Annotated in this window: 18 protein-coding genes and 1 pseudogene; 14 read left to right on the plus strand and 5 right to left on the minus strand. The window is 63.5% G+C overall.

From position 1 onward, the window contains the following. The first annotated feature begins 4 nt into the window (after positions 1-4). From ABIB80_RS21010 to ABIB80_RS21045, 8 genes and pseudogenes are all read left to right on the plus strand, one after another. Positions 5-763, plus strand: a complete 759-nt coding sequence (locus ABIB80_RS21010) for a PA4824 family protein (protein WP_219684289.1) — start codon at positions 5-7, stop codon at positions 761-763. 33 nt (positions 764-796) lie between these two features. Beyond that, positions 797-1,603 carry an enoyl-CoA hydratase/isomerase family protein gene (locus ABIB80_RS21015; RefSeq protein WP_007591115.1) on the plus strand — a complete coding sequence of 269 codons (807 nt, stop codon included), beginning with the start codon at positions 797-799 and terminating at the stop codon, positions 1,601-1,603. A 114-nt stretch (positions 1,604-1,717) separates the two neighbouring features. Further along, on the plus strand, positions 1,718-3,190 hold the full coding sequence (locus ABIB80_RS21020; RefSeq protein WP_007591112.1) for a DASS family sodium-coupled anion symporter: 1,473 nt from the start codon (positions 1,718-1,720) through the stop codon (positions 3,188-3,190). A 230-nt stretch (positions 3,191-3,420) separates the two neighbouring features. Next, the gene (locus ABIB80_RS21025; protein WP_354128231.1) at positions 3,421-4,587 is read left to right on the plus strand and encodes a methionine ABC transporter ATP-binding protein; all 1,167 of its coding nucleotides are present in this window, start codon (positions 3,421-3,423) and stop codon (positions 4,585-4,587) included. Beyond that, on the plus strand, positions 4,577-5,242 hold the full coding sequence (locus ABIB80_RS21030) for a methionine ABC transporter permease (RefSeq protein ID WP_219684292.1): 666 nt from the start codon (positions 4,577-4,579) through the stop codon (positions 5,240-5,242). Before ABIB80_RS21025 ends, ABIB80_RS21030 begins: the two co-directional genes overlap by 11 nt. Positions 5,243-5,450: 208 nt before the next feature. Continuing rightward, complete coding sequence (locus ABIB80_RS21035) at positions 5,451-7,745, plus strand: TonB-dependent siderophore receptor (RefSeq protein ID WP_473253595.1); 2,295 nt, start codon at positions 5,451-5,453, stop codon at positions 7,743-7,745. Between the two features lie 19 nt (positions 7,746-7,764). Further along, complete coding sequence (gene fsrB, locus ABIB80_RS21040) at positions 7,765-9,054, plus strand: siderophore utilization protein FsrB (protein WP_354128232.1); 1,290 nt, start codon at positions 7,765-7,767, stop codon at positions 9,052-9,054. Between the two features lie 81 nt (positions 9,055-9,135). Beyond that, positions 9,136-9,964: pseudogene (locus tag ABIB80_RS21045) on the plus strand (hypothetical protein). 139 nt (positions 9,965-10,103) lie between these two features. On the opposite strand, the gene ABIB80_RS21050 reads toward ABIB80_RS21045, so the two are convergent. Further along, positions 10,104-11,300: a M24 family metallopeptidase gene (locus tag ABIB80_RS21050; RefSeq protein ID WP_219684297.1), complete on the minus strand. Its 1,197-nt coding sequence runs from the start codon at positions 11,298-11,300 to the stop codon at positions 10,104-10,106. A gap of 457 nt (positions 11,301-11,757) precedes the next feature. On the opposite strand from ABIB80_RS21050, the gene ABIB80_RS21055 reads away from it, so the two are divergent. The 5 genes from ABIB80_RS21055 to ABIB80_RS21075 all read left to right on the plus strand — a co-directional run bounded on the left by ABIB80_RS21055 (position 11,758) and on the right by ABIB80_RS21075 (position 19,010). Then, positions 11,758-12,777: a TRAP transporter substrate-binding protein gene (locus ABIB80_RS21055; RefSeq protein ID WP_219684298.1), complete on the plus strand. Its 1,020-nt coding sequence runs from the start codon at positions 11,758-11,760 to the stop codon at positions 12,775-12,777. 15 nt (positions 12,778-12,792) lie between these two features. Then, a complete protein-coding gene (locus ABIB80_RS21060) occupies positions 12,793-14,682 on the plus strand; it encodes a TRAP transporter large permease (RefSeq protein WP_354128233.1) in 1,890 nt (629 codons plus the stop codon). Between the two features lie 23 nt (positions 14,683-14,705). Beyond that, positions 14,706-16,355 (plus strand): acyl-CoA synthetase, encoded by a 1,650-nt coding sequence (locus ABIB80_RS21065; protein WP_354128234.1) that lies wholly within the window; start codon positions 14,706-14,708, stop codon positions 16,353-16,355. A gap of 165 nt (positions 16,356-16,520) precedes the next feature. Then, positions 16,521-17,213 carry a TetR/AcrR family transcriptional regulator gene (locus tag ABIB80_RS21070; protein WP_007591097.1) on the plus strand — a complete coding sequence of 231 codons (693 nt, stop codon included), beginning with the start codon at positions 16,521-16,523 and terminating at the stop codon, positions 17,211-17,213. A gap of 315 nt (positions 17,214-17,528) precedes the next feature. Then, positions 17,529-19,010: an NCS1 family nucleobase:cation symporter-1 gene (locus ABIB80_RS21075; RefSeq protein WP_354128235.1), complete on the plus strand. Its 1,482-nt coding sequence runs from the start codon at positions 17,529-17,531 to the stop codon at positions 19,008-19,010. A 121-nt stretch (positions 19,011-19,131) separates the two neighbouring features. Here ABIB80_RS21075 and ABIB80_RS21080 read toward each other — a convergent pair whose 3' ends face one another. Continuing rightward, entirely contained in the window at positions 19,132-19,650 is a 519-nt protein-coding gene (locus ABIB80_RS21080; protein WP_354128236.1) for a hypothetical protein, read from the minus strand. Positions 19,651-19,837: 187 nt separating this feature from the next. Between ABIB80_RS21080 and ABIB80_RS21085 the strand changes: the two genes are divergently transcribed. After that, positions 19,838-20,743 (plus strand): AraC family transcriptional regulator, encoded by a 906-nt coding sequence (locus ABIB80_RS21085; RefSeq protein WP_354128237.1) that lies wholly within the window; start codon positions 19,838-19,840, stop codon positions 20,741-20,743. 194 nt (positions 20,744-20,937) lie between these two features. Here the strand turns inward: ABIB80_RS21085 and ABIB80_RS21090 are convergent, their stop codons facing one another. The 3 genes from ABIB80_RS21090 to ABIB80_RS21100 are packed head-to-tail and all read right to left on the minus strand — an operon-like array spanning position 20,938 to position 23,860. After that, entirely contained in the window at positions 20,938-21,915 is a 978-nt protein-coding gene (locus tag ABIB80_RS21090; RefSeq protein WP_007591093.1) for a TRAP transporter substrate-binding protein, read from the minus strand. Positions 21,916-21,950: 35 nt separating this feature from the next. Continuing rightward, complete coding sequence (locus ABIB80_RS21095; protein WP_007591091.1) at positions 21,951-23,264, minus strand: TRAP transporter large permease; 1,314 nt, start codon at positions 23,262-23,264, stop codon at positions 21,951-21,953. Positions 23,265-23,266: 2 nt separating this feature from the next. Continuing rightward, positions 23,267-23,860 (minus strand): TRAP transporter small permease, encoded by a 594-nt coding sequence (locus tag ABIB80_RS21100; RefSeq protein ID WP_007591089.1) that lies wholly within the window; start codon positions 23,858-23,860, stop codon positions 23,267-23,269. Positions 23,861-23,920: the final 60 nt, after the last annotated feature.

Below are 23,920 nucleotides of genomic sequence, written 5' to 3' on the forward strand. Positions count from 1 at the left end.
CACCATGGGCTGGGCTGCAAGAACCGGAATAACCGCCGCAATCGCGGCTCTTGGCGCATTCGCGGCGCAGGATGCGCGCGCCGCGAATGGCGCCTATGCGGTCGATGCCGCCGACATTTCCGAGGTCGGCTCCTGCAAGGTGGAGAGCTGGATGTCGACGGCTTCCAACACGGATTTTTCGGCGGTCGCCAATCCCTCCTGTGTTGTCGACCCCTTCCGGCCGATCGAGCTGAGCCTGCAGACCATCCGGGCCCGCAGCGATGGCGACTGGAGCACGACGGTCGCTCCAAAAGCCAAGACGAATTTCATCCCGACCGGGATCGGCCGGTGGGGATTGTCGGCCTATGGCGGCGGATCGTTCGACGCGGCGACCGGCGATGCGCTATCCGCCTTTGCCGTCGTCCCCGCGACCTTCCGCCTGTCGGAGACCATGCGCATCAACGTCAATGGCGGCTGGCTCTGGGATCGCACGGTGGATCGCCACTACCTGACCTACGGCATCGGCTTCGACTGGAAATTCACCGACACCTTGCAATGGACGATCGAGGCTTACGGGCAAGCCGGCGCCTCCGAGATCGCAAGCGCCGTGCAGCCGCGTTTCCAGACCGGTGTCCGCTACCGACCGAACGAGATATTCTCCGTCGATGTGATCTACGGCCGCAACATCACCGGCGAAAATGCCAACTGGATCACCATCGGCACCACGATCCGGTTTCCGGTCCATGGAAGCGAACCCGAACATCGGCGTACCGGGCATCTGTGAGCGCCAGGAAGACCAAGACCAGGGGAGTTTGCGTTGCCTGACTATGTCAAGATCGAGAAGGGCCTCGGGCCGGAGGGGCGGATTGCGGTGGTGCGGTTCGACCGCGGCGATGGCATCAATGCGCTGTCGCCGGAGGCGCTGCGCCAGCTCACCGCGGCCGCGCGCAGTTTTGAGGATGACGCCGCGACCTCCGTCGTGGTGCTGACAGGCAGCGCGGACGCGTTCAGCGCCGGCTTCGACCTCAAGGATGCCGAAGGCCGCTCGCGCAAGGAGATGGACCTCGGCACGCTGCGGCGGCATCTCAAGCTCGGACCGCGCCTGACCCACGCCTGGCAGGAGATGGAGCAGATCACGATCGCCGCCATCGAGGGCTTTTGCGTCGGCGGTGGCGTGGCGCTGGCCGTCGCGCTCGACTTTCGCGTCATGGGACGCGATGCCCATCTGCGCGTGCCCGAGATCGGGCTCGGCATGAACATGAGCTGGCAAAGCATTCCGCGCATGCTGCATCTGATCGGCCCGGCTCGCACCAAGCAGGCGGTGATCCTGGCCGATCAGCGCATCAGCGCGGATGAGGCCTATGCGTGGGGCCTGGTCGAGCAGGTGGTCGATCCCGGCCATGCGTTCGATGCCGCGATGGAGCTTGCGCGCAAGGTGGCAGCGCAGCCGCCGCTCTCCGTCGCCATGACGAAACTCACGGTCAACCGGCTGGCGCACGCGCTGGATAATCTCGCCAGCCACATGGACGTCGACCAGTTCGCCCTGGCAAGCCTCAGCGAGGACCACAAGGAGGGCGTCGAGGCGTTCCTGACGCGACGCAAACCGAAGTTCAGAGGGCGGTAGAAACAGGCTGGGGCCATTGATTGCGCCGCGGACTATCCGTATACGCGGCGCTGGGACAAAATAGGCCCGATCAACGGGCCGGCAAACGACAATGACGATCGAGGGGGAGGGCCCATGACCACTAGCTCGCAGGCGCCTGAGGCGAAAGGGTTTCGCTGGAAGCTGATCGCGCCGCTCGCGGTGTGGCTGGTGATCTATCTGTTTCCGGTGCCGGCAGGGCTCAACGTCAATCAGTGGCACTATTTTGCCGTCTTCGCGGCCGTCATCACCGGGCTCATCCTGGAATCGATGCCGGTGGGCGCGGTCGGCCTGATCGGGCTGACGGTTGCCGGCGTCGGCGGTTATATCGATCCCGACCCGACCAAGTCGCTGCGCTGGATGCTGGCGGGCTTTGCCGAGAGCACGGTGTGGCTGATCGTCGGCGCCTTCGTGTTCTCGATCGGCTATCGCAAGAGCCAGCTGGGCCGGCGTATTGCGCTCGTGCTGGTGCAAAAGCTCGGCAGCAACACGCTTGGCCTCGGCTATGCGGTGGCGATATCGGACTTCTTGCTGGCGCCGGCGACGCCGTCCAACACCGCGCGCAGCGGCGGCATCGTCTATCCCATCATCAGCAACATCCCGCGCATCTACGGCTCCGAGCCTGGACCGACCGCCGGCAAGATCGGCACCTACGTGATGTGGACCGCGTTCGCGTCGACTGCCGTCACCAGCTCATTGTTTTTCACCGCGCTCGCACCCAATGCGGCGGCGCTGGCCATCGCCAAGAAGACCGTCGGAATCGACGTCAGCTGGGCGCAATGGTTCTTGGGCTTTGCGCCGCTCGGCCTCCTCCTGATGGTGCTGGTCCCACTGCTCAGCTACGCGGTCTGCCGCCCCGAGGTGAAGAGCAGCCCGGAAATTTCCGAATGGGCATCGAAGGAGCTCGCGGAGATGGGCCCGATGTCGCGCAACGAATGGATCATGCTGACGCTGATCTTGCTCGCGATGTTCCTGTGGATCGCGGGCTCGAGCCCGGACATCCGCGTGCCGCTTCTGGGCTCGAATTTCGTCAACGCCACCACCGTCGTGTTCATCGTGATCTCGCTGATGCTGGTGACGGGCGTGATCGAGTTTGCCGACATCGTCGCGGAGAAGAGCGCCTGGGAGGTGTTCTTCTACTTCACCTCGCTGCTGACGCTGGCCTCGGGTCTCAACGAGATCGGCTTCATCAAATGGTTCGCCACCGAATATGCAAAGCCGCTCGCCGGGCTGTCGCCGTCGACCGCGATGCTCCTGCTGGTCGCGCTGTTCTTCTGGATCCACTACTTCTTCTCGAGCATCACCTCGCATGCCGCCGCCGTGCTGCCCGTGGTGCTCGCGGTCGGATCCGGCATCCCCGACCTGCCGGTCACGACGCTCGCCATGCTCTGCATGTATTCGCTCGGCCTGATGGGTGTGATCTCGCCTTACGCCACGGGGCCGGCGCCGATGTATTTCGGCAGCGGTTATATCGGCAAGGGTCAGTTCTGGGGCTTTGGGCTGATCTTCGGGATGCTCTATTTCGGGGGGCTCCTGCTGATCGTATGGCCTTGGCTGAGGGTCACCTGAGCCGGGCGGGAGGCCAACACCGCGGCAGATGAATTTTCTTCAGCGGGGAGACATTTGGAAAACTTCGTCCAACTCCCCACAAATATCTGACATTGCAAGAGTGACCTGAAAGGGCGATGGTGCCTGCTGCGGTGCAGCGCGCTCCAGCCGAGTCCTCGTCGCAGTTTCACTCTCCGTCGCTTGATGCGACCGGTTCCCGGATGCCCCAAGGGCGAGCGGAACTATTGTGCATGAAGGCCGCCTCCATGAACGTCCACCCGTCGCTCGCGATCGGACAGCCGATCGAACAGCTTGATGCGATCTCAGGTCGCGCGATCTCACCTGCCGCGACTGCGCCTGACGCGATGGTCCGCTTCGAAGGCATCTCGAAAACCTATCCAGCCTATCGCGGCAAGCCCGGCGTTAATGCCCTGCAAAACATCGACTTCGCAATCCCGCGCGGTTCGATCACCGGAATCATCGGCCGCTCCGGCGCCGGCAAATCGAGCCTCGTCCGGCTCATCAACGGCCTGGAGAGGCCGACCACCGGCCGCGTCGTCGTCGATAACAGAGATATCTCGGCGCTCACAGGCCGCGAACTGCGGCTCGCGCAGCGCTCGATCGGCATGATCTTCCAGCACTTCAACCTGCTGTCCTCACGTACCGCAGCCGCCAACATCGCACTGCCGCTCGAGATCGCCGGCTGGGCCAAGGCCGATATCCGTGCCCGCGTGGCCGAGCTGCTGGCGCTGGTGGGCATCGCCGACAAGCACGACCGCTACCCGTCAGAACTCTCCGGCGGCCAGAAGCAGCGCGTGGGCATTGCCCGTGCGCTCGCGACCCGGCCGAGCGTGCTGCTGTCGGACGAGGCGACCTCGGCGCTCGATCCGCAGACCACGCGGGCGATCCTCGATCTGCTCGCGAACATCAACCGCGAGCTCGGCGTGACCGTCGTGCTGATCACCCACGAGATGTCCGTGGTGCGCCAGCTCGCCAAGGACGTCGTGGTGCTCGATGCCGGCCGCGTCGTCGAGAGCGGCCATGTCGCCGACATCTTCACTCACCCCAAGCATCCGATCACGCAATCCTTCCTGGCCGAAGTGATCGGAGACAGCCTGCCGGTGTCGCTGGCGAGCCGGATCGTTTCGGCGCCGCCTGCGGGCGGGCAGGCGGTGATCCGCGTCCAGGTGCGCGGGGCAGGGGCCGGCGACACGCTGGTGGCGCGGCTCGCGCGCGAACTCGGCCTCGACGTGTCGCTGCTGTCGGCCCGCATCGACGAGATCGGCGGCCAGCATGTGGGCTCGCTGACGCTTGGTATCCCTCTCGGCATGTCCAGCGGCGAGGACGCGACGACGCGCACGCTGGCCTGGCTCTCACAATTTCAATTTCCCGCGGAGCGTCTCGGCTATGTCGCCTGAACTCATCAACCTGATCGTCCAGGCGACCGGCGAGAGCCTGTACATGGTCGGGCTCGCGGCGCTGATCGGCACCGCCTTCGGCCTGCCGCTCGGCGTCTTTCTCGCGACCAGCCGGAAAGGCGAGCTGTTCGCGGCGCCCGTCGTCAATCGCGTACTCGGCATCGTCGTCAACGCGACGCGGTCCACGCCTTTCATCATTCTGGTCGTCGCCATCATCCCGTTCACGCGGCTGGTGGCCGGCACCTCGATCGGATCGACGGCCGCGATCGTGCCGTTGACGATCGCATCGGCGCCGTTCATCGCGCGCCTGGTCGAGGCCGCGATCCGCGAGGTCGATGGCGGCCTGATCGAGACCGCATCCTCGTTCGGGGCCTCGCCGATGCAGATCGTGTTCAAGGTGCTGATCCCCGAAGCGCTGCCAGGTCTTCTGCTGGCGCTGACGCTCGCGGTGGTCAGCCTGCTCGGCTATTCCGCCATGGTCGGCGCCGTCGGAGGCGGGGGCCTGGGCGATCTCGGCATCCGCTACGGCTATCAGCGCTTCATGCCGGAGATGATGCTGGCCGTCGTCGTGGTGCTGATCGCGCTGGTGCAGCTCGTGCAGAGCGCCGGCGATTATCTCGCGCGCCGGGTCAATCGCCGTCTGCGACATCACTGACGCCGTTTTAGACATTTCGAACAAGCAGGTTCTTGTCGGTCTGGAAGCATTCCAGACTTCGAGACACGACTGAGCGCATTCGTCGCACGCGTTGCGCACGCGTCTGGAGAAATTCTAACGCAGTTCCTATCGCACTCCGAAATCGCCTGCGTTAGGGCGAGGCATCAAAAACGGTACCGGCGAAGCCGGCAGTGCGTGGGGCCTCGACGTGACCGACTTCCAACTTGTTTCGCGTTCTGACACGCGTCGTCGACAGATACAGATTCTCTTCCTCGGAGCGGCCAGCACATTTGCTCTCGTCATTCCCTTCGGTGCCGTGGAGGCGCAGACGCAGATCCCCGCCGTCACCGTCGAAGCTCCGGCTCAGCGCGCCCGGCCTGCGGCGGTCGCTTCATCGCGAAGGTCAGGCGCGACACGCACCGCGCGCGCCGATCGTCGCTCTCCCGCGCAGCAAGCCGCGCCAACCCAATCGGCATCCTCGAACGGCGTCACGGGTGAACGCGCCAACGGTCCGGTGCGCGGTTTCGTTGCGACGCGCAGCGGCACCGCGACCAAGACGGATACGCCGCTGATCGAAACCCCGCAGTCCGTCTCCGTCGTCACGACCGACCAGGTCAGGAATCAGGGCGCGGTCTCGATCGGTGAGGCGCTGCGCTACACCGCCGGCGTCAGCGGCGACGTCAATGGCGGCTCCGACACTCGCTTCGGCGCCCTCCAGATTCGCGGCTTCGACACCACCATGTCCGGCCTCTACGTCGACGGCTTGCGGATTCCCTCCAGCAATTACGTGCACTTCAACGGTCTCGATCCCTACGGCGCAGAGCGTCTCGAAGTCCTCAAGGGCCCGTCCTCGGCGATGTATGGCGGCAGCGGCACCGGCGGCATCCTCAACTACGTGACCAAGCTGCCGACGGCGCAGCAGTTCGGCGAAGTCTCGATCTCCGGCGGCAGCTTCAACCGCTACCAGGGCCAGTTCGACGTGGGCGGTCCCGCCAACAAGGACGGCACCGTGCTGTGGCGCCTGACCGGCGTGGTGCGCGACGGCGAGACCCAGGTCGACTTCACCAAGGACAACCGCGTCTTCATCGCGCCGGCCGTCACGTTCAAGCCGAACGAGGACACCACTATCACGATCCTCGCCAACTACCAGCGCGACCGGGCAGGGTGGGGCCTTCAGTTTTTGCCGGCCTCGGGCACGGTTTGGCCGAACAACGGCCGCACCATCCCGGTCTCGTTCTTCGCGGGCGTGCCGAGCTTCAACGCGTTCAACACCGAAATCGCGACCGCCGGCTACCAGCTCTCGCACAATTTCACCGACAACATCACGTTCCGGCAGAATTTGCGCTATGCCTATCAGCACAACGAGGAGAAGGTGTTTTTCGGCGGAGCCTATACCGACGAGGCCGCGGGACAGCTCGCGCGTTTCGGCAGCTACAGCAACTCCTACATCAACTCCTTCGCGGTGGACAATCAGCTCCAGGGCAAGTTCACCACCGGCTTCCTCAGCCACACCACGCTGGTCGGAATCGACTACCGCAACACCAGCTTCCGCGACACCGCCTTTGGCGTCACGACATCCGCGCCCGAGATCAACGTCTTCAATCCGGTCTACAGCTACGACTGGACCATGGGCGCCATGAGCGACGATACCGGCGTCAAGCAGTCGCAAGTCGGCCTCTACGCCCAGGACCAGATCAAGCTCGGCCGGCTCTCGTTCCAGCTCAGTGGCCGCCAGGATTTCGTCACGACCCAGGTGGACAGCGGCGTCTTCAACACGTCAGTCGCGAAGGATGCATCGGCCTTCACCGGCCGCGCCGCATTGATGTACAATTTCGACAACGGCATCGCGCCTTATTTCAGCTATTCGGAATCGTTCCTGCCGGTGCTCGCCACCGGCCCGAGCGGACAGCTGCTCAATCCCGAGACCGGCGTGCAGTACGAGGTGGGCGTCAAGTATCAGCCGATCGGCTGGAACGCGCTGTTCACCTTCGCCGCCTTCGACCTGACGCGCGACAACGTCGTTACCTTTGCGCCTCCGCTCAACATTGCCGAACAGACCGGGCAAGTAAAATCGCGCGGCCTTGAGCTCGAAGGCACGATGTCGCTCGCCGACGGCTGGAACTTGCGCGCGGCCTATGCCTATGTCGATGCAATGGTCACGCAGGATCCGGTCAATGTCGGCAAGGCGCCGGTCACCGTGCCGCTCAACCGCGCCTCGCTGTGGAACGACTACACGCTTCAGACCGAGCCGCTCGCGGGCCTGCAGTTCGGCGGCGGCGTCCGCTATGTCGGCGCGACCTGGGGCGATGACGCCAACACGTTCAAGGTCGGATCCTCGACCGTGCTGGACGCGCTGCTCGCCTACACAAGGGACAATTGGCGGCTATCGCTGAACGTCACCAACCTCGCCGACACCCGCTATGTCGCCGCCTGCTACAGCCTGTCGGGCTGCTTCTACGCGGAGGGTCGCAAGGCCATCGGCAAGCTGACCTACCGCTGGTGAGTTGGAACGAGGGCGAACGATGAGAGCGATATTCGGCAGGCTGCATCGCTGGGCGGGACTGCTCACGGCCGGGTTCCTGTTCTTCTCCGGCATCACCGGGGCGATCATCTCCTGGGACCATGAGATCGACGAGGTCCTGAACAGCCATCTGTTCGACGTCAGCAGCAAGGGCCCGGAGATTCCCTCGATTGATCTCGCCAAGATGATCGAGCAGCGCGATCCCCGTGCGCGCGTGGTCTACCTGTTCATGACGCCGGAGGAGGGCCGCTCGCTGTGGTTCTTTGTCATGCCGCGGATCGATCCCGCGACCGGCAAGCGCTACGCGCTCGACTACAATCAGATCTTCCTCGATCCCAACACCGGCGTCGAGCTCGGCCGCCGCTACTGGGGCGCAGTGTGGCCGGTGACGCGCGAAAACTTCGTCTCGTTCCTCTACAAGCTGCACTACACCATGCACATCCCGGAATTCTGGGGCAGCGACCGCTGGGGTATGCGCCTGCTCGGGATCATCGCGATCATCTGGACCATCGACTGCTTCGTCGGCTTCTACCTGACGCTGCCCTCGCGGCGGCGCGCCAGGGCGGCGCGGGCGCCTCAGGTCACGCGCCAGCTCGAACGCGGCTTCTGGGCGCGCTGGGCGCCGGCATGGACCATCAAGCCGTCAGGCAGCGCCTACCGGATCAATTTCGACATCCACCGCGCTTTCAGCCTGTGGACCTGGGGCGTGCTGTTCATCATCGCCTTCACGGCGTTCTCGCTGAACCTCTATTTCGAGGTGTTCTCGCCGCTGATGAAGATGGTGTCGAACTACACGCCGACGCCCTATGAGCAGCGGCCGTATCGCGATCTCGACGATCCCATCGAGCCCAAGGTGACTTTCGCCGAGATCGCGGCGCGCGCTGCGGCCGACGGCAATGGGCGAGGGTGGACCGTCCCGGTCGGCTCTATCAATTACGGGCCGGCTCATGGCGTCTATGCCGCCGCCTTTTTCCATCCCGGCGACGATCACGGCGCCGGCGGGGTCGGCCCGGCGCAGCTCTATTACGACAGCGAGGACGGCCGTCCGATCGGCGAACGGCTGCCCTGGGTCGGCACCGCCGCCGACATCTTCGTGCAGGCGCAATTCCCGCTGCATTCGGGCCGCATCGTCGGGCTGTTCGGCCGCATCCTGATCTCGATCATGGGGCTGGTGGTGGCGGCACTCTCGGTCACCGGAATCGTGATCTGGTGGCGCAAGCGCCGCGCGCGTGTGCGCGTGCGGGAAACGGCTGCGATGCGGCTGAACCGGCAGCTCACACCGGCGGAGTAGGGCACCCGGCTTGCCGGATGAACCTTCCCGTCCGGCATCGGCACAAAGACAGGAGATCACCCCCAGCCTTTCGGACTTCGAATGAGATCGCTTGCCTTGCTCTGCCTGCTCGTCCTGGCGACGCCCGCTCATGCGGCGACGCCCGAGCAGCACTATCTCGACCTGCGCGATCGCTACATGGCGAAATTCTCGAAGGCTGCGGAAAACGACGAGACCACCAAGCAGCATGACGCGGCGCTCAAGGAGTTGACGGGCGTCCTGCGCGGCCTGGTGGGCCCAGTCGCGATCAAGGGACTGCCGGCCGACGGCAGGACGAACGCGGACACGCTCTTCAAGGGGGGACTCCGGCTTCGGCCATCTCGACGGCCTCGGCTTCGCGTCCGAAGGCGACAAGATGCAGGCCGTCGTGACCACCACCGCGCTGCTCAAGCACTGGCTTCGCGAGCACCGCGAGGACGGCATGCCGCAGGAGATTGGCGCCGCGTTCAAGTCGGACCGCTTCTACTATCAGGCGATCCAGGACTCCGCCTTCGCCAAATATGCCGAGCTGCCGATCACGAAGCCCGCGGGCGCAAGCGCGGCGGTTGCTGTACTGGGCGTGCGCGGCAATGGCGATCTGAAGGGACCGCCGCATGAAATCGACGTCGTCGCGATCCAGGGCGACAAGGTCTTCTTTCTCGCCGTCAGCGACGCCGTGAAGACGGCCGAGATGCCGGCCTGCGAGAAAGTCTGGAAGCAGATGATGGCGAGGCCCATCGACAAGAAGGACCCGCGCGGCGACATCACCCGCGAAGACAATGCGATGACCGCGTACACGGCGTGCTTCGCCAAGGAAGCACCGAGCCAGGGCTGGTACGCGACGGCCGTGAAGAAGGCGCAGAGCCAGTTGGAGCTGCTGATGGCGCGGTAGCTGCGCAGCTTCAGGACACTCCGCACCTCATCCTGAGGAGCCCGCAACGCGGGCGTCTCGAAGGATGGCCACTGGCGAGAGCTGGGCCATTCATGGTTCGAGACGCGCGTTCCGCGCTCCTCACCATGAGGGTCTCAGATCAACGTGTGCTTCCACCCAAATTCCAGCCGCGGCCACCCTCGCCAAAAATCTCATATCCCGTCGCCGTCACTGCGACCGTGTCCTCGAGCTTGATGAACCCACGCTTCGGATGCTTCATCGTGGTCTCGATCGACACCACCATGCCTGTTTCGAGCGGCAGCCGGGCGTCGGTGTCGTCGTAGGGAACCGGACCCTTGGCGGTCAGGCGAGGGGCCTCGTGGCTAACGAGGCCCATGCCGTGGGCCAGAAACTCCGTGCAGTCGCGCTGGGTGATTTTCGCCAGCTGCCGCTCGGCCGCGACGTAGATGTCGCCGCCCATGGCGCCGGGCCGCACCGCGGCGAAGGCCGCGCGCTGGACCGCTTCGATCTCGGCCAGACAGTCCTTCAGCTCGGTATCGGGATCACCGAGCACGGCCATGCGCGCGAGGTCGCCGATATAGCCGTGATAATTACCGCCGGAATCGAGCGACAGCACGTCACCTTGCTCCCAGCGCTGCGCCGACGGCGCCCGGTTGTGGCTGTTGCCGCAGGCGAGCAGGCAGTATTCGAAGGTCAGCCCTCGATTGGCTTCGGCGATCCGCAGGGCGTCCGACAATTGCTGCTTGGTCGTGCCCGGCCCGTGCCCGGCGATCACCGCCAGCATCGAGGCGGTCACCAGTTCGGACGCCGTCTTGAGTTTTGCCAGCTCCTCCGCCGACTTGACCGCACGCAGCCGCTCCAGCACCAGCAGCGCGTCCTTGAGCTCGGCACCGGGCAGGGCGTCACTGAGCGCCCGGCCTGCATCCATCGGCAGGAACGCCATCTCGACCCCGACTCGCTTCAGGGGCACGCCGGCGCCGCGGATCAGGCTGACGGCCCGCGTGATCGCATCGACCGAGCCGTTGGACTCGGTCCGGACCTGCGCCACCCAGGGCGGCGCAACAGCGCGCTGATGGGTCTCCAGCCGGTGCCCGATATAGACCGCTTTCTCCGGCGCACCCTTGGGATAGACCAGGACCGGCAGATAGCGGCTGACGCCCAGCGCATCCATGTAGTCGAAGAAGATCGCGCGGTCGGCACCCAGCAGGTACTGCACATTGTGCTTGGAGGTCGCGACCAGAACGTCGAGGCCGGCGGCCTCCATCAGGCGGTCGAGCTTGGCGGCATCGAATGGAATGGCGCGCGAGCGGTCTGCGCGGGCGACGTTCTCCTGCATGACGAACCTCCCATGGTGGCGTGGGCATCAACCGCTGCCGCGGTTTGCCCGGGGCTTGTTTGGCACCAAGTGTGAGCCGAGAGCGGGGTTCTGGGTAGCTGCGGAATGATCTGGCCTGATCTGCACAGCCATATCTACGATTCGCATAAGGTATATTATGGAATATATTTATATACAATCAGGTCAATTACTTAGCTGGAATTCCTCTCACTGAACCTTCGTTCCTCGTTCTTTTCCGGACCGGCCGTGGCACGTCGCCCCAGCTTTTGACGGCTACTGTGCATGGGGTTGTTTTCGCGTTTTTGAATCCGGCCCATGCCTCCGAAAGCCGATATTGCCGTGAGGATGTCCGGCTGCAATAAGCGAGGCTTCGCGAGATCGCAGATGACCTTCTGACCGTCCGTCCGTATAGGTTTGCATCTCAGAACAACAACAAACTTTCCGAGGAAGCAGACCCATGAGCTTTTCCCGCCGCACGCTTCTCAAGGCCTCCGCCGCGACCGCGGTCCTGGGCGGCCTCAGTGCGCCCCATGTGGCCCGCGCCCAGAGCGCCGAGTTCACCTACAAATACGCCAACAACCTGCCGGACACCCATCCGCTGAACGTGCGCGCCAAGGAGATGGCGGCGGCGATCAAGGCCGAGACCAGTGGCAAGTTCGACCTCCAGATCTTCCCGAACAACCAGCTCGGGTCCGACACCGACATGCTGAGCCAGATCCGGTCCGGCGGCGTCGAGTTCTTCACGCTGTCGGGGCTGATCTTGTCGACCCTGGTGCCGGCGGCGTCCATCAACGGCATCGGCTTCGCGTTCCCGGACTACGGCACGGTCTGGAAGGCCATGGACGGCGATCTCGGCGCCTTTGTCCGCGGCGAGATCAAGAAGGCCGGGCTCGAGGTCATGGACAAGATCTGGGACAACGGCTTCCGCCAGACCACGTCGTCGAGCAAGCCGATCACCGGTCCGGACGATCTCAAGGGCTTCAAGATCCGCGTGCCGGTGTCGCCGTTGTGGACCTCGATGTTCAAGGCGTTCGATGCGGCGCCCGCCTCGATCAATTTCGCCGAGGTCTATTCCGCGCTGCAGACCAGGATCGTCGAGGGCCAGGAGAACCCGCTGGCGATCATCTCGACCGCCAAGCTCTACGAAGTCCAGAAATACTGCTCGCTCACCAACCACATGTGGGACGGCTTCTGGTTCCTGGCCAATCGCAAGGCCTGGAGCGCGCTGCCGGAGGATATTCGCACGGTCGTCGCCAAGAACATCAATGCGGCCGCAGTCAAGGAGCGTGAGGACACCGCCAAGCTCAATGCCAATCTGCAGCAGGAGCTCGCGGGCAAGGGCCTGACCTTCAACCTGCCCGCCGTTGCGCCGTTCCGCGACAAGCTGCGGTCCGCCGGCTTCTATGCCGAGTGGAAAGGCAAATATGGCGATCAGGCCTGGGACCTGCTGGAAAAGGCCGTCGGCAAGCTGTCGTAACGCGTTGGAGCCGTCATGGCTCATGTTGAGGTCGAAGGGAGCGGAGTGGCGGGCGAGGCGACTGTTCGGTCCCCTCGCCGACCTTCGTTGCTGGCCTCGACGGAGCGCGCACTCGGCCTCCTCGTCGAAATCCCTGCGGCCATTTTGGTGGTCGCCGAGATCGCGATCCTGTTTGCCGGCGTGGTCGCGCGCTACGGCCTGCACCGGCCGCTGATCTGGTCGGACGAGCTCGCCTCGATCCTGTTCCTGTGGCTCGCCATGCTGGGCGCGGCGGTCGCGTTCCGCCGCTCCGAGCACATGCGCATGACTGCGGTCGTCGGCAGCGCCAAGCCGGCCACGCGGGCCTGGCTCGATCTCGTCGCGACCTGCGCGGCGCTGGCCTTCCTGGCGCTGATCGTCTGGCCGTCCTGGGACTACGCCTACGAGGAAAGCTTCATCACCACGCCGGCGCTGCAGATCTCCAATATGTGGCGCGCCGCGGCGCTTCCGGCCGGTATCTGCCTGATGGCGGCGTTCGCGCTGTTGCGGCTGCTGCGCGCAGCCGATTACCGCATGGTGCTGACGGCCGCGGTCGCCGTTGCCATCGTCGTCGGCTTGTTCTGGCTGGCGCAGCCTTATCTGCGACCGCTCGGCAATCTCAACCTCGTCATCTTCTTCGTGGGCGTCGCCGGCTTCTGCGTCTTTGCCGGCGTTCCCATCGCGTTCGGCTTCGGGCTCGCCATCTTCGGCTATCTGGCACTGACCACGCGCACGCCGGTCATGGTGCTGGTCGGACGGATGGACGAGGGCATGAGCCACCTCATTTTGCTCTCGGTGCCGCTGTTCGTATTCCTGGGGCTCCTGATTGAAATGACCGGCATGGCACGGGCCATGGTGGCGTTCCTAGCCAGCCTGCTCGGCCATGTCCGCGGCGGACTGCATTACGTCCTGGTCGGCGCGATGTACCTGGTCTCCGGCATCTCCGGCGCCAAGGCGGCCGACATGGCCGCGGTCGCGCCCGTGCTGTTCCCGGAGATGAAACAGCGCGGCGCCAAGCCCGGCGATCTCGTCGCGCTTCTGGCGGCGACCGGCGCGCAGACCGAGACCATTCCGCCGAGCCTCGTGCTGATCACGATCGGTTCGGTCACCGGCGTCTCGATCGCCGCTTTGTTCACCGGCGGCCTCTTGCCCGGCGTGGTGCTCGCGATCACGCTGTGCATGCTGGTGTGGTGGCGCTACCGCCACGAGGACATGAGCCATGTCCGCCGCGCCACAGGCGGCGAGATCGGCAAGACCTTCGTCATCGCCCTGCCCGCGCTCGCGCTGCCCTTCGTGATCCGCTACGCCGTGGTCGAAGGCATCGCGACCGCCACCGAAGTCTCCACCATCGGCATCGTCTATGGCGCCCTGGTCGGCCTGCTCGTCTACCGCCGCTTCGACTGGCGGCGGCTGTTTCCGATGCTGGTCGAGACCGCTGCGCTGTCGGGCGCGATCCTGCTGATCATCGGCACGGCCACCGGCATGGCCTGGGGCCTGACGCAATCAGGCTTCTCGCGCTCGCTGGCGTCCGCCATGACCGGATTGCCGGGCGGCGCGGCGACCTTCATCGCCGTCTCGATCCTGGCCTTCACCATCCTCGGCAGTGTGCTGGAGGGCATCCCCGCGATCGTGCTGTTCGGGCCGCTGTTGTTTCCGATTGCGCGTGCGGTCGGCGTGCACGAGGTGCACTATGCCATGGTGATCATTCTCGCCATGGGTATCGGGCTATTCGCCCCGCCCTTTGGGGTTGGCTATTATGCCGCCTGCGCCATTGGACGCGTCGATCCGGCCGAAGGCATCAGGCCGATCTGGGGCTATCTGCTGGCGCTACTGGTAGGATTGATCGTCGTCGCCGTGTTTCCGTGGATCTCCATCGGATTCCTGTAGGCCGGCGCGTGAGGGAGGTGTCGATGAGTGAGCGGCAGAACCAGTACAATATCGGCCTCGACAAGACGCCCGCCAACTACGTGCCGCTGAGCCCGTTGAGCTTCCTCGCACGCAGCGCCGCGGTCTATCCCGATCATGTCAGCACGGTCTACGAGGGGCGCAGCTTCACCTGGCGCGAGACGCATGAGCGCTGCAAGCGCTTTGCTTCGTATCTTGCCGGCAAGGGCATCGGCGTCGGCGACACCGTCGCGGCGATGCTGCCGAACATTCCGGCGATGAACGAGGTGCATTTCGCCGTCCCCATGACGGGTGCCGTGCTCAACGCGCTGAACATCCGGCTGGATGCGCCTTCGATCGCATTTCAGCTCGACCATGGCGGCGCAAAGATCATTCTGGTCGACCCCGAGTTTTCCGCCGTGATCACCGATGCGCTGTCACAGATGAGTGGCCCAAAACCGTTCGTGATCGACGTCGACGATGCTGCCTTCAAGGGCGGCGGGCGCATCGGCGAGATCGAGTATGAGGCCGCGCTCGCGCAAGGCGATCCTGACTTCGCGGCGATCCTGCCGGGCGACGAATGGGACGCGATCGCACTGAGCTATACCTCGGGCACCACGGGCAATCCCAAGGGCGTCGTCACCCATCATCGCGGCGCCTATCTGAATGCCGTCAGCAATATTCTCGCAGGCCAACTCGGCCAGCATCCGGTCTATCTCTGGACGCTACCGATGTTCCACTGCAACGGCTGGTGCTTCCCCTGGACCATTGCGGCGGCTGCCGGCATCAATGTCTGCCTGCGCAAGGTCGAGCCGACGAAGATCTTCGAGCTGATCAAGCAGCACGGCGTCACCCACATGTGCGGCGCGCCGATCGTCTACAACACCCTGATCAACGCGCCCGATGCCCCGAAGGGCGGCGCCGCCCGCCATGTCGTCGGTCTGATCGCCGGTGCCGCGCCGCCGGTCGCGGTGCTCGAGGGCGCCGAGAGCATCGGCATCAAGCTGACGCACGTCTATGGCCTGACCGAGGTCTACGGCCCCGCCTCCGTCTGCGCCGAGCAGCCTGGCTGGGATGATCTGCCCGCCGCCGAGCGCGCCAGCCTGAAGCGGCGGCAGGGCGTGCCCTACCCGCTCGAGGAAGCCGTCACCGTCATCGATCCCCAGACCATGAGGCAAGTGCCGCGCGACGGCGAGACCATCGGCGAGGTCATGTTCCGCGGCAACATCGTGATGAAAGGCTATCTCAAGAACGACAAGGCGACCAAGGAAGCCTTCGAGGGCGGCTGGTTTCACACCGGCGATCTCGGCGTGCTCGATGCGCATGGTTACGTCATCATCAAGGATCGCTCCAAGGACATCATCATCTCCGGCGGCGAGAACATTTCCTCCGTCGAGGTCGAGGACATCCTCTACAAGCACCCCGCCGTGCTGTTCGCCGCCGTGGTCGCAAAGCCCGATCCGAAATGGGGTGAAGTGCCTTGCGCCTTCGTCGAGCTGAAGGACGGCGCGAGCGCGAGCGAAGCCGACATCATCGCCTTCTGCCGCTCGCATATGAGCGGCTTCAAGACGCCGAAGGCCGTGGTGTTCGGACCGATCCCGAAAACGTCAACGGGAAAGATCCAGAAATTCCTGCTGCGCAACGAAGCGGGATCGGCGAAGGCGATCTCGGCCTGAGCCGATTCCATGAGTCTGGCAACGCATTGAGCGGCCCCTGCCGTCCTAATTGCTTGATAAAGCTGGACAGGCAAGGCAACGTCCAGCCGGAATCGCCGACATCAATCCGGCGACCGATCCCGCTCAGCCTTCGCCGGTGAAGGCGAAGCTCCCTATCGAGGCTTTATGGCAGCCATCCCCGCCGACAAGTTGAAGCTCTTTCGCATCCGCCGCGCGCCAAAAGGTGGCCGCAAGGCAGCGCCGGGCCCGGACATCGAGGGAAAAATCCTCGATGCGGCAGAGTTCGTCTTTGGGCATTTCGGCTTTCGCGGAGCGACGACGGCACTGATCGCTAAAAAAGCATCGATCGCGAAACCCCACATTTACTATTATTTCGAAGACAAGGAGGATCTGTATCGCGCGGTGCTGGAACGTGCGATGAACATGTGGGCACGAGACATGGACAGTCTCGACATGACGTCCGATGTCGAGACCATCCTCGTGCGCTACATCAGCAGGAAGATCGATTTCTCGCGAGATCACCCGCATCTGTCGCGCATCTATGCCAACGAAATCATCAGCGGCGCTCAATTCATCGGCAGCTTCATTGAAAAAGTCTCGACCCCGTTGCTGCTCGACAAGGTCAAGACGCTCGACCAATGGACCGCCAGCGGGGCGATTCGGCCGATCAGCGCCGTCGATCTTTTCTTCTGCATCTGGGCGATGACCCAGGCCTATGCCGATTATTCCAGCCAGATGATCATCATGAAAGGTAAGCGACAGCTCGAAGAGGCCGACTACACCGCGGCCAAGGCGACGATCGTCCAGCTCGTTCTCGGCGGACTTGGTCTTTCGGGCCCTGCCGAGGCTGGCGCCTAGCCCTTTGTTCGGCCGTTCGTTTTTCGCCAGCGGCCCTGTTTCCCCCCGCCGCCATTACGCTCACGTGCGGGACATCCTAGCCAGAACCGCACTGGATTTTCGGTTGCAGCGAGGCGTTTTGCGCCGGTAGCCGGCGCCAGATCCGAAATTCGTGTTTGTAAAAATATTTTATCGATCGTAAAATGATTTTATCGATCGTTATAAAATGGCATGTCGCTTGCTTCGACCCGATCTTCCGCAAAGTGCGAGCACCCATAGCAGGGACTGCGGCTTCCAACGCCGTTGCCCTGCGCCAGCAAATCCGAGGTAGAGGACATGTCATCCAACAGCGGCGACGTTCCCACGCTGATCATCACCGGCGCCCATCCAAAGCTTTACAATCACGACCTTGCTCCAACCGCGCCTGAGGGCCGAACCTGGGGTGTCTTCAGCCTGTTTGCGATGTGGATGTCGGACGTCCATTCCGTGGGCGGCTACACATTCGCGGCGAGCCTGTTCTTTCTCGGCCTGACAGGCTGGCAGGTGCTGATCTCGATGCTGGTGGGTATCACGGCGGTCTACTTCCTGATGAACCTGATCGGACGGCCCTCGCTACGCTACGGCATTCCGTTCCCGGTCGTGGCCCGCATCTCGTTCGGGGTGATGGGCGCCAATCTCGCCGCCATGGTGCGGGGCGTCGTCGGCATTGTCTGGTACGGCGTGCAGACCTACTTCGCCTCGAAGGCGGTGCAAGTCCTGATCGTCACTCTGATGCCGTCGGCCGCCGATCTCACGCACAACAGCATCGCCGGCCTGTCGACGCTCGCATGGTTCAGCTTCCTTTTCATGTGGCTGTTCCAACTTCTCATCTTCCTCAGCGGGATGGAGCGCATCCGCCGCTTCATCGATTTCTGCGGACCCGTGGTCTACGTCGTCATGTTCGCGTTGGCGATCTGGATGTTATGGCAGGCCGGTTTCTCAAGCCTGTCTCTTCAACTCAGCCCGCCGGCCGCCACAACCGCGGCGACGATTGGCGTGATGGCGAATGCCGCGATGCTGATCGTGGCCTACTTCTCGGCGCTCCTGCTCAATTTCGGCGACTTCGCCCGGTTCGGCAAGGATGAGCGAGCCATGAAAACCGGCAATCTGCTCGGGCTTCCCGTCAATTTCCTGGTCTTCTCGATCATCACAGTGATCGTGACGGCCGGTACGCTGAAGGTGTTTGGCGAGGCGATCATGGATCCAGTGCTGATCGTGGAGAAGATCGGCAATCCGTTCGTCGTCGTTATCGGATCGATCACGTTCATCGTCGCGACGATGGGCATCAACATCGTCGCGAATTTCGTTTCGCCGGCTTACGACATCTCCAACCTGAATCCCCAGCGCATCAATTTCAGGCTGGGAGGCCTCATCACGTCGATCCTGTCGGTACTCGTCTGCCCCTGGCTGTTCGTGGCCAGCCCGTCGGCCATCACGCTGTTCGTCAGCATCTTCGGCTCTGCGCTCGGGCCCATGTTCGGCATCATGATCGCCGACTACTATCTCGTGAAAAAGGAAATCGTCGTGCTGGAGGACCTCTATACAATGTCACCAGCCGGTGAATTCCATTACGACGGCGGCTGGAACTACAAGGCGCTGATTGCACTTGCGGTGTCCGGCACTCTGTCGATCGGACTCTCGCTGGCAGGCGCCTATGGACTGATCTTCAACGTCGGCGACTGGGGTTGGCTCATCGGGGCCACTGCCGGCGGACTGATCTACCGAGCCCTCTCGAAGGAGCAAAGGCCGGTTTCCGTCATTGTCGGGGCGGGCGAATGACGTTCGAAGTTGCGGATCCATCGCCATGTGGGCGGCGGCCCCGCAATACTCTTGGCATGCGCGTTCGGTCGAACGCGCATGCTACCCAGATACGACGTCGCGATGATCGGTGGCGATATCGCTACCTGCTGCGAGCCCCTTCGCCAGTCTGGACTGGATGCAGGTCTGCAACCGCTTCCTCCAGGATGGTAGCAACCTCCAGCAGCGAGATCACCAAGCGCGGCGTGCGCCTCAGCCTGTCGTCGATCGCGGCGGCGAACAGATCGTTCCGCTTCCGGCTACCGAGCAATCGCCACCGTCCAAAGGCGATCTTGTGGACGTTCCCGGAAACATATCCGACCGAGGCCCATAATTGCTCGGATTCCAGCAGGAGCTCGCCTGCCATCCGATCCATCACTGTGACGATCGCGAGCAGATCATCGGTCACGGTCGCCAGACCGAGCGCGCGGCTGCCCGGATTGTCGTCATGTGAACTCCGCTCGATCGAGGCCCTCGATAATGTCCTGGCCTGCAATCCGGCGAGTTTGTCCACAAGCGCGGCGAACCGAGAACGGGCCGCGCGGACGATATCTTCCAGGAAAGACAGATTGGTCTGCGCCGACCCCGACACGACGTGCGGTTTGATCGTTTTGAAATACATCAATGCTCCCGGAGGCAACCAACGTGAAAGTTGAAGTGTTGCCTAGATCTAAGGTCATCCGACCCGAGGTGCTTGAACGTCCTGAGCCACGATTGATCGAAACGGGCCTGGAAGGAAATCAGGCAAGGGCCTCAAAACCGAACGCAGAGTGGGTCGGTCGTGTTCGGCCGCGCAGTGGAGACACATCATGACCGATGATGGCCTCTACGGCGACCGGCTTGCGAAGCTATTTCCAATGATCAGCGAGCCGAGCTCGGGCCTCGTCAAGTCGCTACAAAAAGGAACGTTCGCCGCGGTGCGGATGGCATATTCCGGACCGGTCGGCGATCCGACGCTGCCATCGCCTCCGGACGAGGCCTTCGCACTTTGCCTTCGGCTGCAGCATCAGAGAGCGGAGTCGTGGCTGGATGGCCGATATGCGCTCAAGGGCGCCTTGAAAGACGAGACGAGCATCTACGATCTGCGATGTGAAACGGTCGTTCATTTCCGCGATCCCTTTGACTTTCTCTACCTGTATCTACCGCACGGCACGCTAAATGAATTGGCGAGCCAGCTTGATCTTGGTCGCGTCGAATATGACGTTGTCGCGGGCGCGAACTTCCTGGATCCAGTCATGGCTCATCTGGGTGCTTGCCTTCTGCCGGCGCTCGAAAGACCGCATGAGGCCAACGAGCTTTTCGTGGGCCACGTCGCGATGGCGCTCAACACGCATTTTCTCAAGACCTATGCCGTCGGCCAACCTCGCAATCGCTCTCACCGCAGCGGATTGGCGCCATGGCAACTTCGGACCGCGAAGGCACTCCTTCGCGCAAATCTCGATGGCGAGATCGCGTTGGCCCGAATTGCCGCTGAGTGTGGCGTGTCAGCCGCCCACTTCGCCCGAGCATTCAGAGTCAGCACGGGAACACCGCCGCATCGATGGTTGATGAATCAGCGTATCGAGCAAAGCAAGAGCCTGCTGGCAAGCTCGCCCCTATCGCTCACGGAAATCGCCATCAAATGCGGCTTCGCGGATCAGAGCCATTTTACCAGAGCGTTCTCAGCAGCAACGGGTGCCACGCCAGGACGCTGGCGACTGGTCCGCAAAGCTTAATCCCGGATGACCATGTCCAGGAACGCAGCGGCCGTGTCGCCGGTGCGAGGTTTTCGGCTCCGCTCCCCGGAGCGCTCCCACCAGCAAGGCCGTGCTGCGTTACGCCTGGTGATCTTGCCTGGTAGACAATTGCCGCTGATACGGGAGAGACCTTCCGCTCGCGTCGCGAAAGCGAACGGAAGATATTCCTGCCCTCACATCTTCTTGTAGGCGTCAACCAAAGCCTGGCCGTCGGCTCCCGCCTTCTTGAGCCAGTCGGCGGTGAGCTGTTCGCCGATCTTCTGGAAGCCGGCCTTCAGGGCCGGGCTCGGCGGCTCGACCGTCATGCCCTTAGCCTTGAGCTGATCGATGTACCAGGTGCTCTTGTCCTGCCAAGCCTTCCAGCCGCGGGTTTCCGCGGTCGCGGCGGCCTTGAGGATGGCCTCCTGGGTCGGCTTGTCGAGCGCCTCGAACGCAGCCTTGTTGACGAAGGTGTAGTCCTTCGGGATCCAGGCTTGCACGTCATAGAAGTACTTCAGCGACTCCCATGCCTTCGCATCGTAGCCTGTGCCGCCTGACGACATGAAGGAGTTCACGACGCCGGTCGCAAGTGCCTGCGGCAGCTCGGCGGCCTGAATGGTGACGGACTGCGCACCGACCAGTTCGCCGATGCGCGCAGTTCCAACGTTATAAGCCCGCCATTTCAGGCCCTTCATGTCTTCGATGGTCGCAAGCGGCTTGCTGACATAGACGCCCTGCGGCGCCCACGGCACGACAAACAGGAGCTTGAGCCCCTGCGCCTCCAGCTTCTTCGTAATCAGCGGCTTCGACGCCTGGTACAGCTTCATGGCGTCCGGGAAGCTGGTCGCCAGAAACGGCACGACGTCGACCCCGAATACCGGATCCTCGTTCTCGTGGATCGACAGCAAGACTTCGCCCATCTGCGCCTGCCCGGTCATCACCGCGCGCTTGATGTCGGGCGCCTTGAACAGTGAGGCGCCCGGATGGACCGTGATCTGGAGCTTGCCGGACGTGGCGGCTTCGACGTCCTTGGCGAAGGCAACGAGGTTCTCGGAGTGCGGATTGTCGGCCGGATACGCCGCCGGCAGATTCCATTTGGTCTGAGCCAAAGCGGGTGTCGCGGCCAGCACGGCGCCGGCGATCAGGGATGCGCGGAATAAACGAGACATCATCGGGCTTCTCCTCACAGTCAATTCAAACGGTACGCTCAGTCTGGGAAAGCGAGCTTGGGCAAGAACATCACGATCTGCGGATATTCCGTGATGATGAACACGGCCGCGAGCAGCAGCACGAAGAACGGGAACGCCGCCCGCGCGACGGTCAAGGTATCACGCCCACTCATGTTCTGGAGCACGAACAGATTGAAACCGACCGGCGGCGTGATCTGCGCCATCTCGACGTGGATGATGAGATAGACGCCGAACCAGACCAGGTCGAGACCGGCCTGCTTGACCATCGGCAGCACGATCACGGCGGTCAGGACGATCATCGAGATGCCGTCGATCAGGCATCCCAGGATGATGTACATGATGCTCAGATACAGCGCGAGCATGCCCGGCGTGAGCTGCTGGCCCTGGACCCAGGTGGCGAGAGCCGCCGGAATGCCCGTATAGGCCATCGCTGCGGTCGTGTAGGCAGCGCCCGCCAGGATCAGCATGATCATGCAGGTCAGGCGCGTCGCGCTCATGATGCTCTCGAGGAAGTTCTTGCGCGTGAGCGTGCGGCTCCACCACGCCAGCAGCAGCGCGCCCGAAACGCCCCAGGCGGCGCATTCGGTCGCCGTCGCAAAGCCGAGCACGAGCGAGAGGAAGACCGCCAGGATCAGCAACAGGCAGGGCGCAAGCCTGGCCGACTCGCGCAGCTTCTGGCGAAACGGCATCGGGGGATCGCGCGGCGGAATCTTCTTCGGGTTCAGCAGCGACCAGATGATGATGTAGCCGGAATAGAGCACCATCACGAGCACGCCGGGCAGAAAGCCGCCGAGGAACACCTGAAGCACGGAGACATTCGCCGTGACCGCATAGACCACCATCGGGATCGACGGAGGGATCAGCAGGCCGAGCGTGCCGGAGCCAGCGAGCGAGCCGAGACTGAGGCCCTTGTCGTAACCGCGCTTGTCCAGTTCGGGCAGCGCGATCTTGCCGATGGTTGCACAGGTCGCCGCCGATGAGCCCGACACCGCCGCGAAGATGCCGCAGCCGATCACGTTGACATGGGTCAGACGCCCCGGCAGCCACTGCACCCAGGGCGACAGGCCTCGAAACATCTCCTCGGATAATTTAGTGCGGAAGAGGATCTCGCCCATCCAGATGAACAGCGGCAGCGCGGCGAGCGTCCATGACGAGCTTGCGCTCCATGTCGTGGTCGCAAGCACCGAGCCGAGCGGCAGGCTCGTGGTCAGCGCCATCGCTACGAAGCCGACGAGGCCGAGCGAGACCGCGATCCAGATGCCGCTTCCCAGCAGCACGATCATGACGCCGAGCAGAATGAACGACAGTTCGATCATGCCGAGATTGGCCATCGTCAACCTCCGCCGCCCTGTGAGATGCGTTCGATGAATTCGTCCGGGGTCTCGTCCGGCGAGCCCTTCTCGTAGCTCGGCCGGTTGCCGCTGACGACACTGACCATTTCATCAATGAGCGCGATCGACAGGATCACGAGTCCGCCGGAAAACCCGAGCTGCGGAATCCAGAGCGGAAGCGCGACGACGCCCTGCGCCACGTCGTTGAAGCGCCAGGAATCGTAGGTCATCTGCACGGCATGCCGGGTGAAATAGAGGATGAAAGCAGCGGCAATGCCGAGGGCCACGACCTCCGCAACCTGTTTGGAGCGCCCATGCAAACGCTCCAGCAGCAGGCCGACCCGGATCATCTCGCCGCGCTTGAAGGTGTGAGCGAGGCCGAGGAATGCCATCGCGGCCATGCACCAGGAGGCGAAATCATCGCCGGCGGGAATGTTGACCGCAAACTGGCGCCCGATCGACATGATCATCATGATTGCAAAGATCGCAACCATGAAGGCGCCGGCGGCGTAGCCCGCACCGAGATAAAGGAGATCCAGCGCGCGTCGCACCGGTCCCCGGCTCGTGACATCGTCCCCTGCCAACGCGATCCCCATCCTCACACGAGGCGATTCAGACGGTCCCGGCGATCGCACGTCGCGCGCCGGTCCTGCATG

Source organism: Bradyrhizobium sp. i1.15.2 (assembly GCF_040548425.1).
Lineage (GTDB): Bacteria > Pseudomonadota > Alphaproteobacteria > Rhizobiales > Xanthobacteraceae > Bradyrhizobium > Bradyrhizobium canariense.

Bases quoted from the DNA above. Each gene is read 5' to 3' on its own strand.
- ABIB80_RS21075 (WP_354128235.1), top strand. From the start codon at position 17,529: ATGTCATCCAACAGCGGCGACGTTCCCACGCTGATCATCACCGGCGCC.
- ABIB80_RS21070 (WP_007591097.1), top strand. From the start codon at position 16,521: ATGGCAGCCATCCCCGCCGACAAGTTGAAGCTCTTTCGCATCCGCCGC.
- ABIB80_RS21060 (WP_354128233.1), top strand. From the start codon at position 12,793: ATGGCTCATGTTGAGGTCGAAGGGAGCGGAGTGGCGGGCGAGGCGACT.
- ABIB80_RS21100 (WP_007591089.1), bottom strand. From the start codon at position 23,860: ATGGGGATCGCGTTGGCAGGGGACGATGTCACGAGCCGGGGACCGGTG.
- ABIB80_RS21090 (WP_007591093.1), bottom strand. From the start codon at position 21,915: ATGATGTCTCGTTTATTCCGCGCATCCCTGATCGCCGGCGCCGTGCTG.
- ABIB80_RS21080 (WP_354128236.1), bottom strand. From the start codon at position 19,650: ATGTATTTCAAAACGATCAAACCGCACGTCGTGTCGGGGTCGGCGCAG.
- ABIB80_RS21030 (WP_219684292.1), top strand. From the start codon at position 4,577: ATGTCGCCTGAACTCATCAACCTGATCGTCCAGGCGACCGGCGAGAGC.
- ABIB80_RS21050 (WP_219684297.1), bottom strand. From the start codon at position 11,300: ATGCAGGAGAACGTCGCCCGCGCAGACCGCTCGCGCGCCATTCCATTC.
- fsrB (WP_354128232.1), top strand. From the start codon at position 7,765: ATGAGAGCGATATTCGGCAGGCTGCATCGCTGGGCGGGACTGCTCACG.
- ABIB80_RS21020 (WP_007591112.1), top strand. From the start codon at position 1,718: ATGACCACTAGCTCGCAGGCGCCTGAGGCGAAAGGGTTTCGCTGGAAG.
- ABIB80_RS21010 (WP_219684289.1), top strand. From the start codon at position 5: ATGGGCTGGGCTGCAAGAACCGGAATAACCGCCGCAATCGCGGCTCTT.
- ABIB80_RS21025 (WP_354128231.1), top strand. From the start codon at position 3,421: ATGAAGGCCGCCTCCATGAACGTCCACCCGTCGCTCGCGATCGGACAG.
- ABIB80_RS21085 (WP_354128237.1), top strand. From the start codon at position 19,838: ATGACCGATGATGGCCTCTACGGCGACCGGCTTGCGAAGCTATTTCCA.
- ABIB80_RS21055 (WP_219684298.1), top strand. From the start codon at position 11,758: ATGAGCTTTTCCCGCCGCACGCTTCTCAAGGCCTCCGCCGCGACCGCG.
- ABIB80_RS21095 (WP_007591091.1), bottom strand. From the start codon at position 23,264: ATGGCCAATCTCGGCATGATCGAACTGTCGTTCATTCTGCTCGGCGTC.
- ABIB80_RS21065 (WP_354128234.1), top strand. From the start codon at position 14,706: ATGAGTGAGCGGCAGAACCAGTACAATATCGGCCTCGACAAGACGCCC.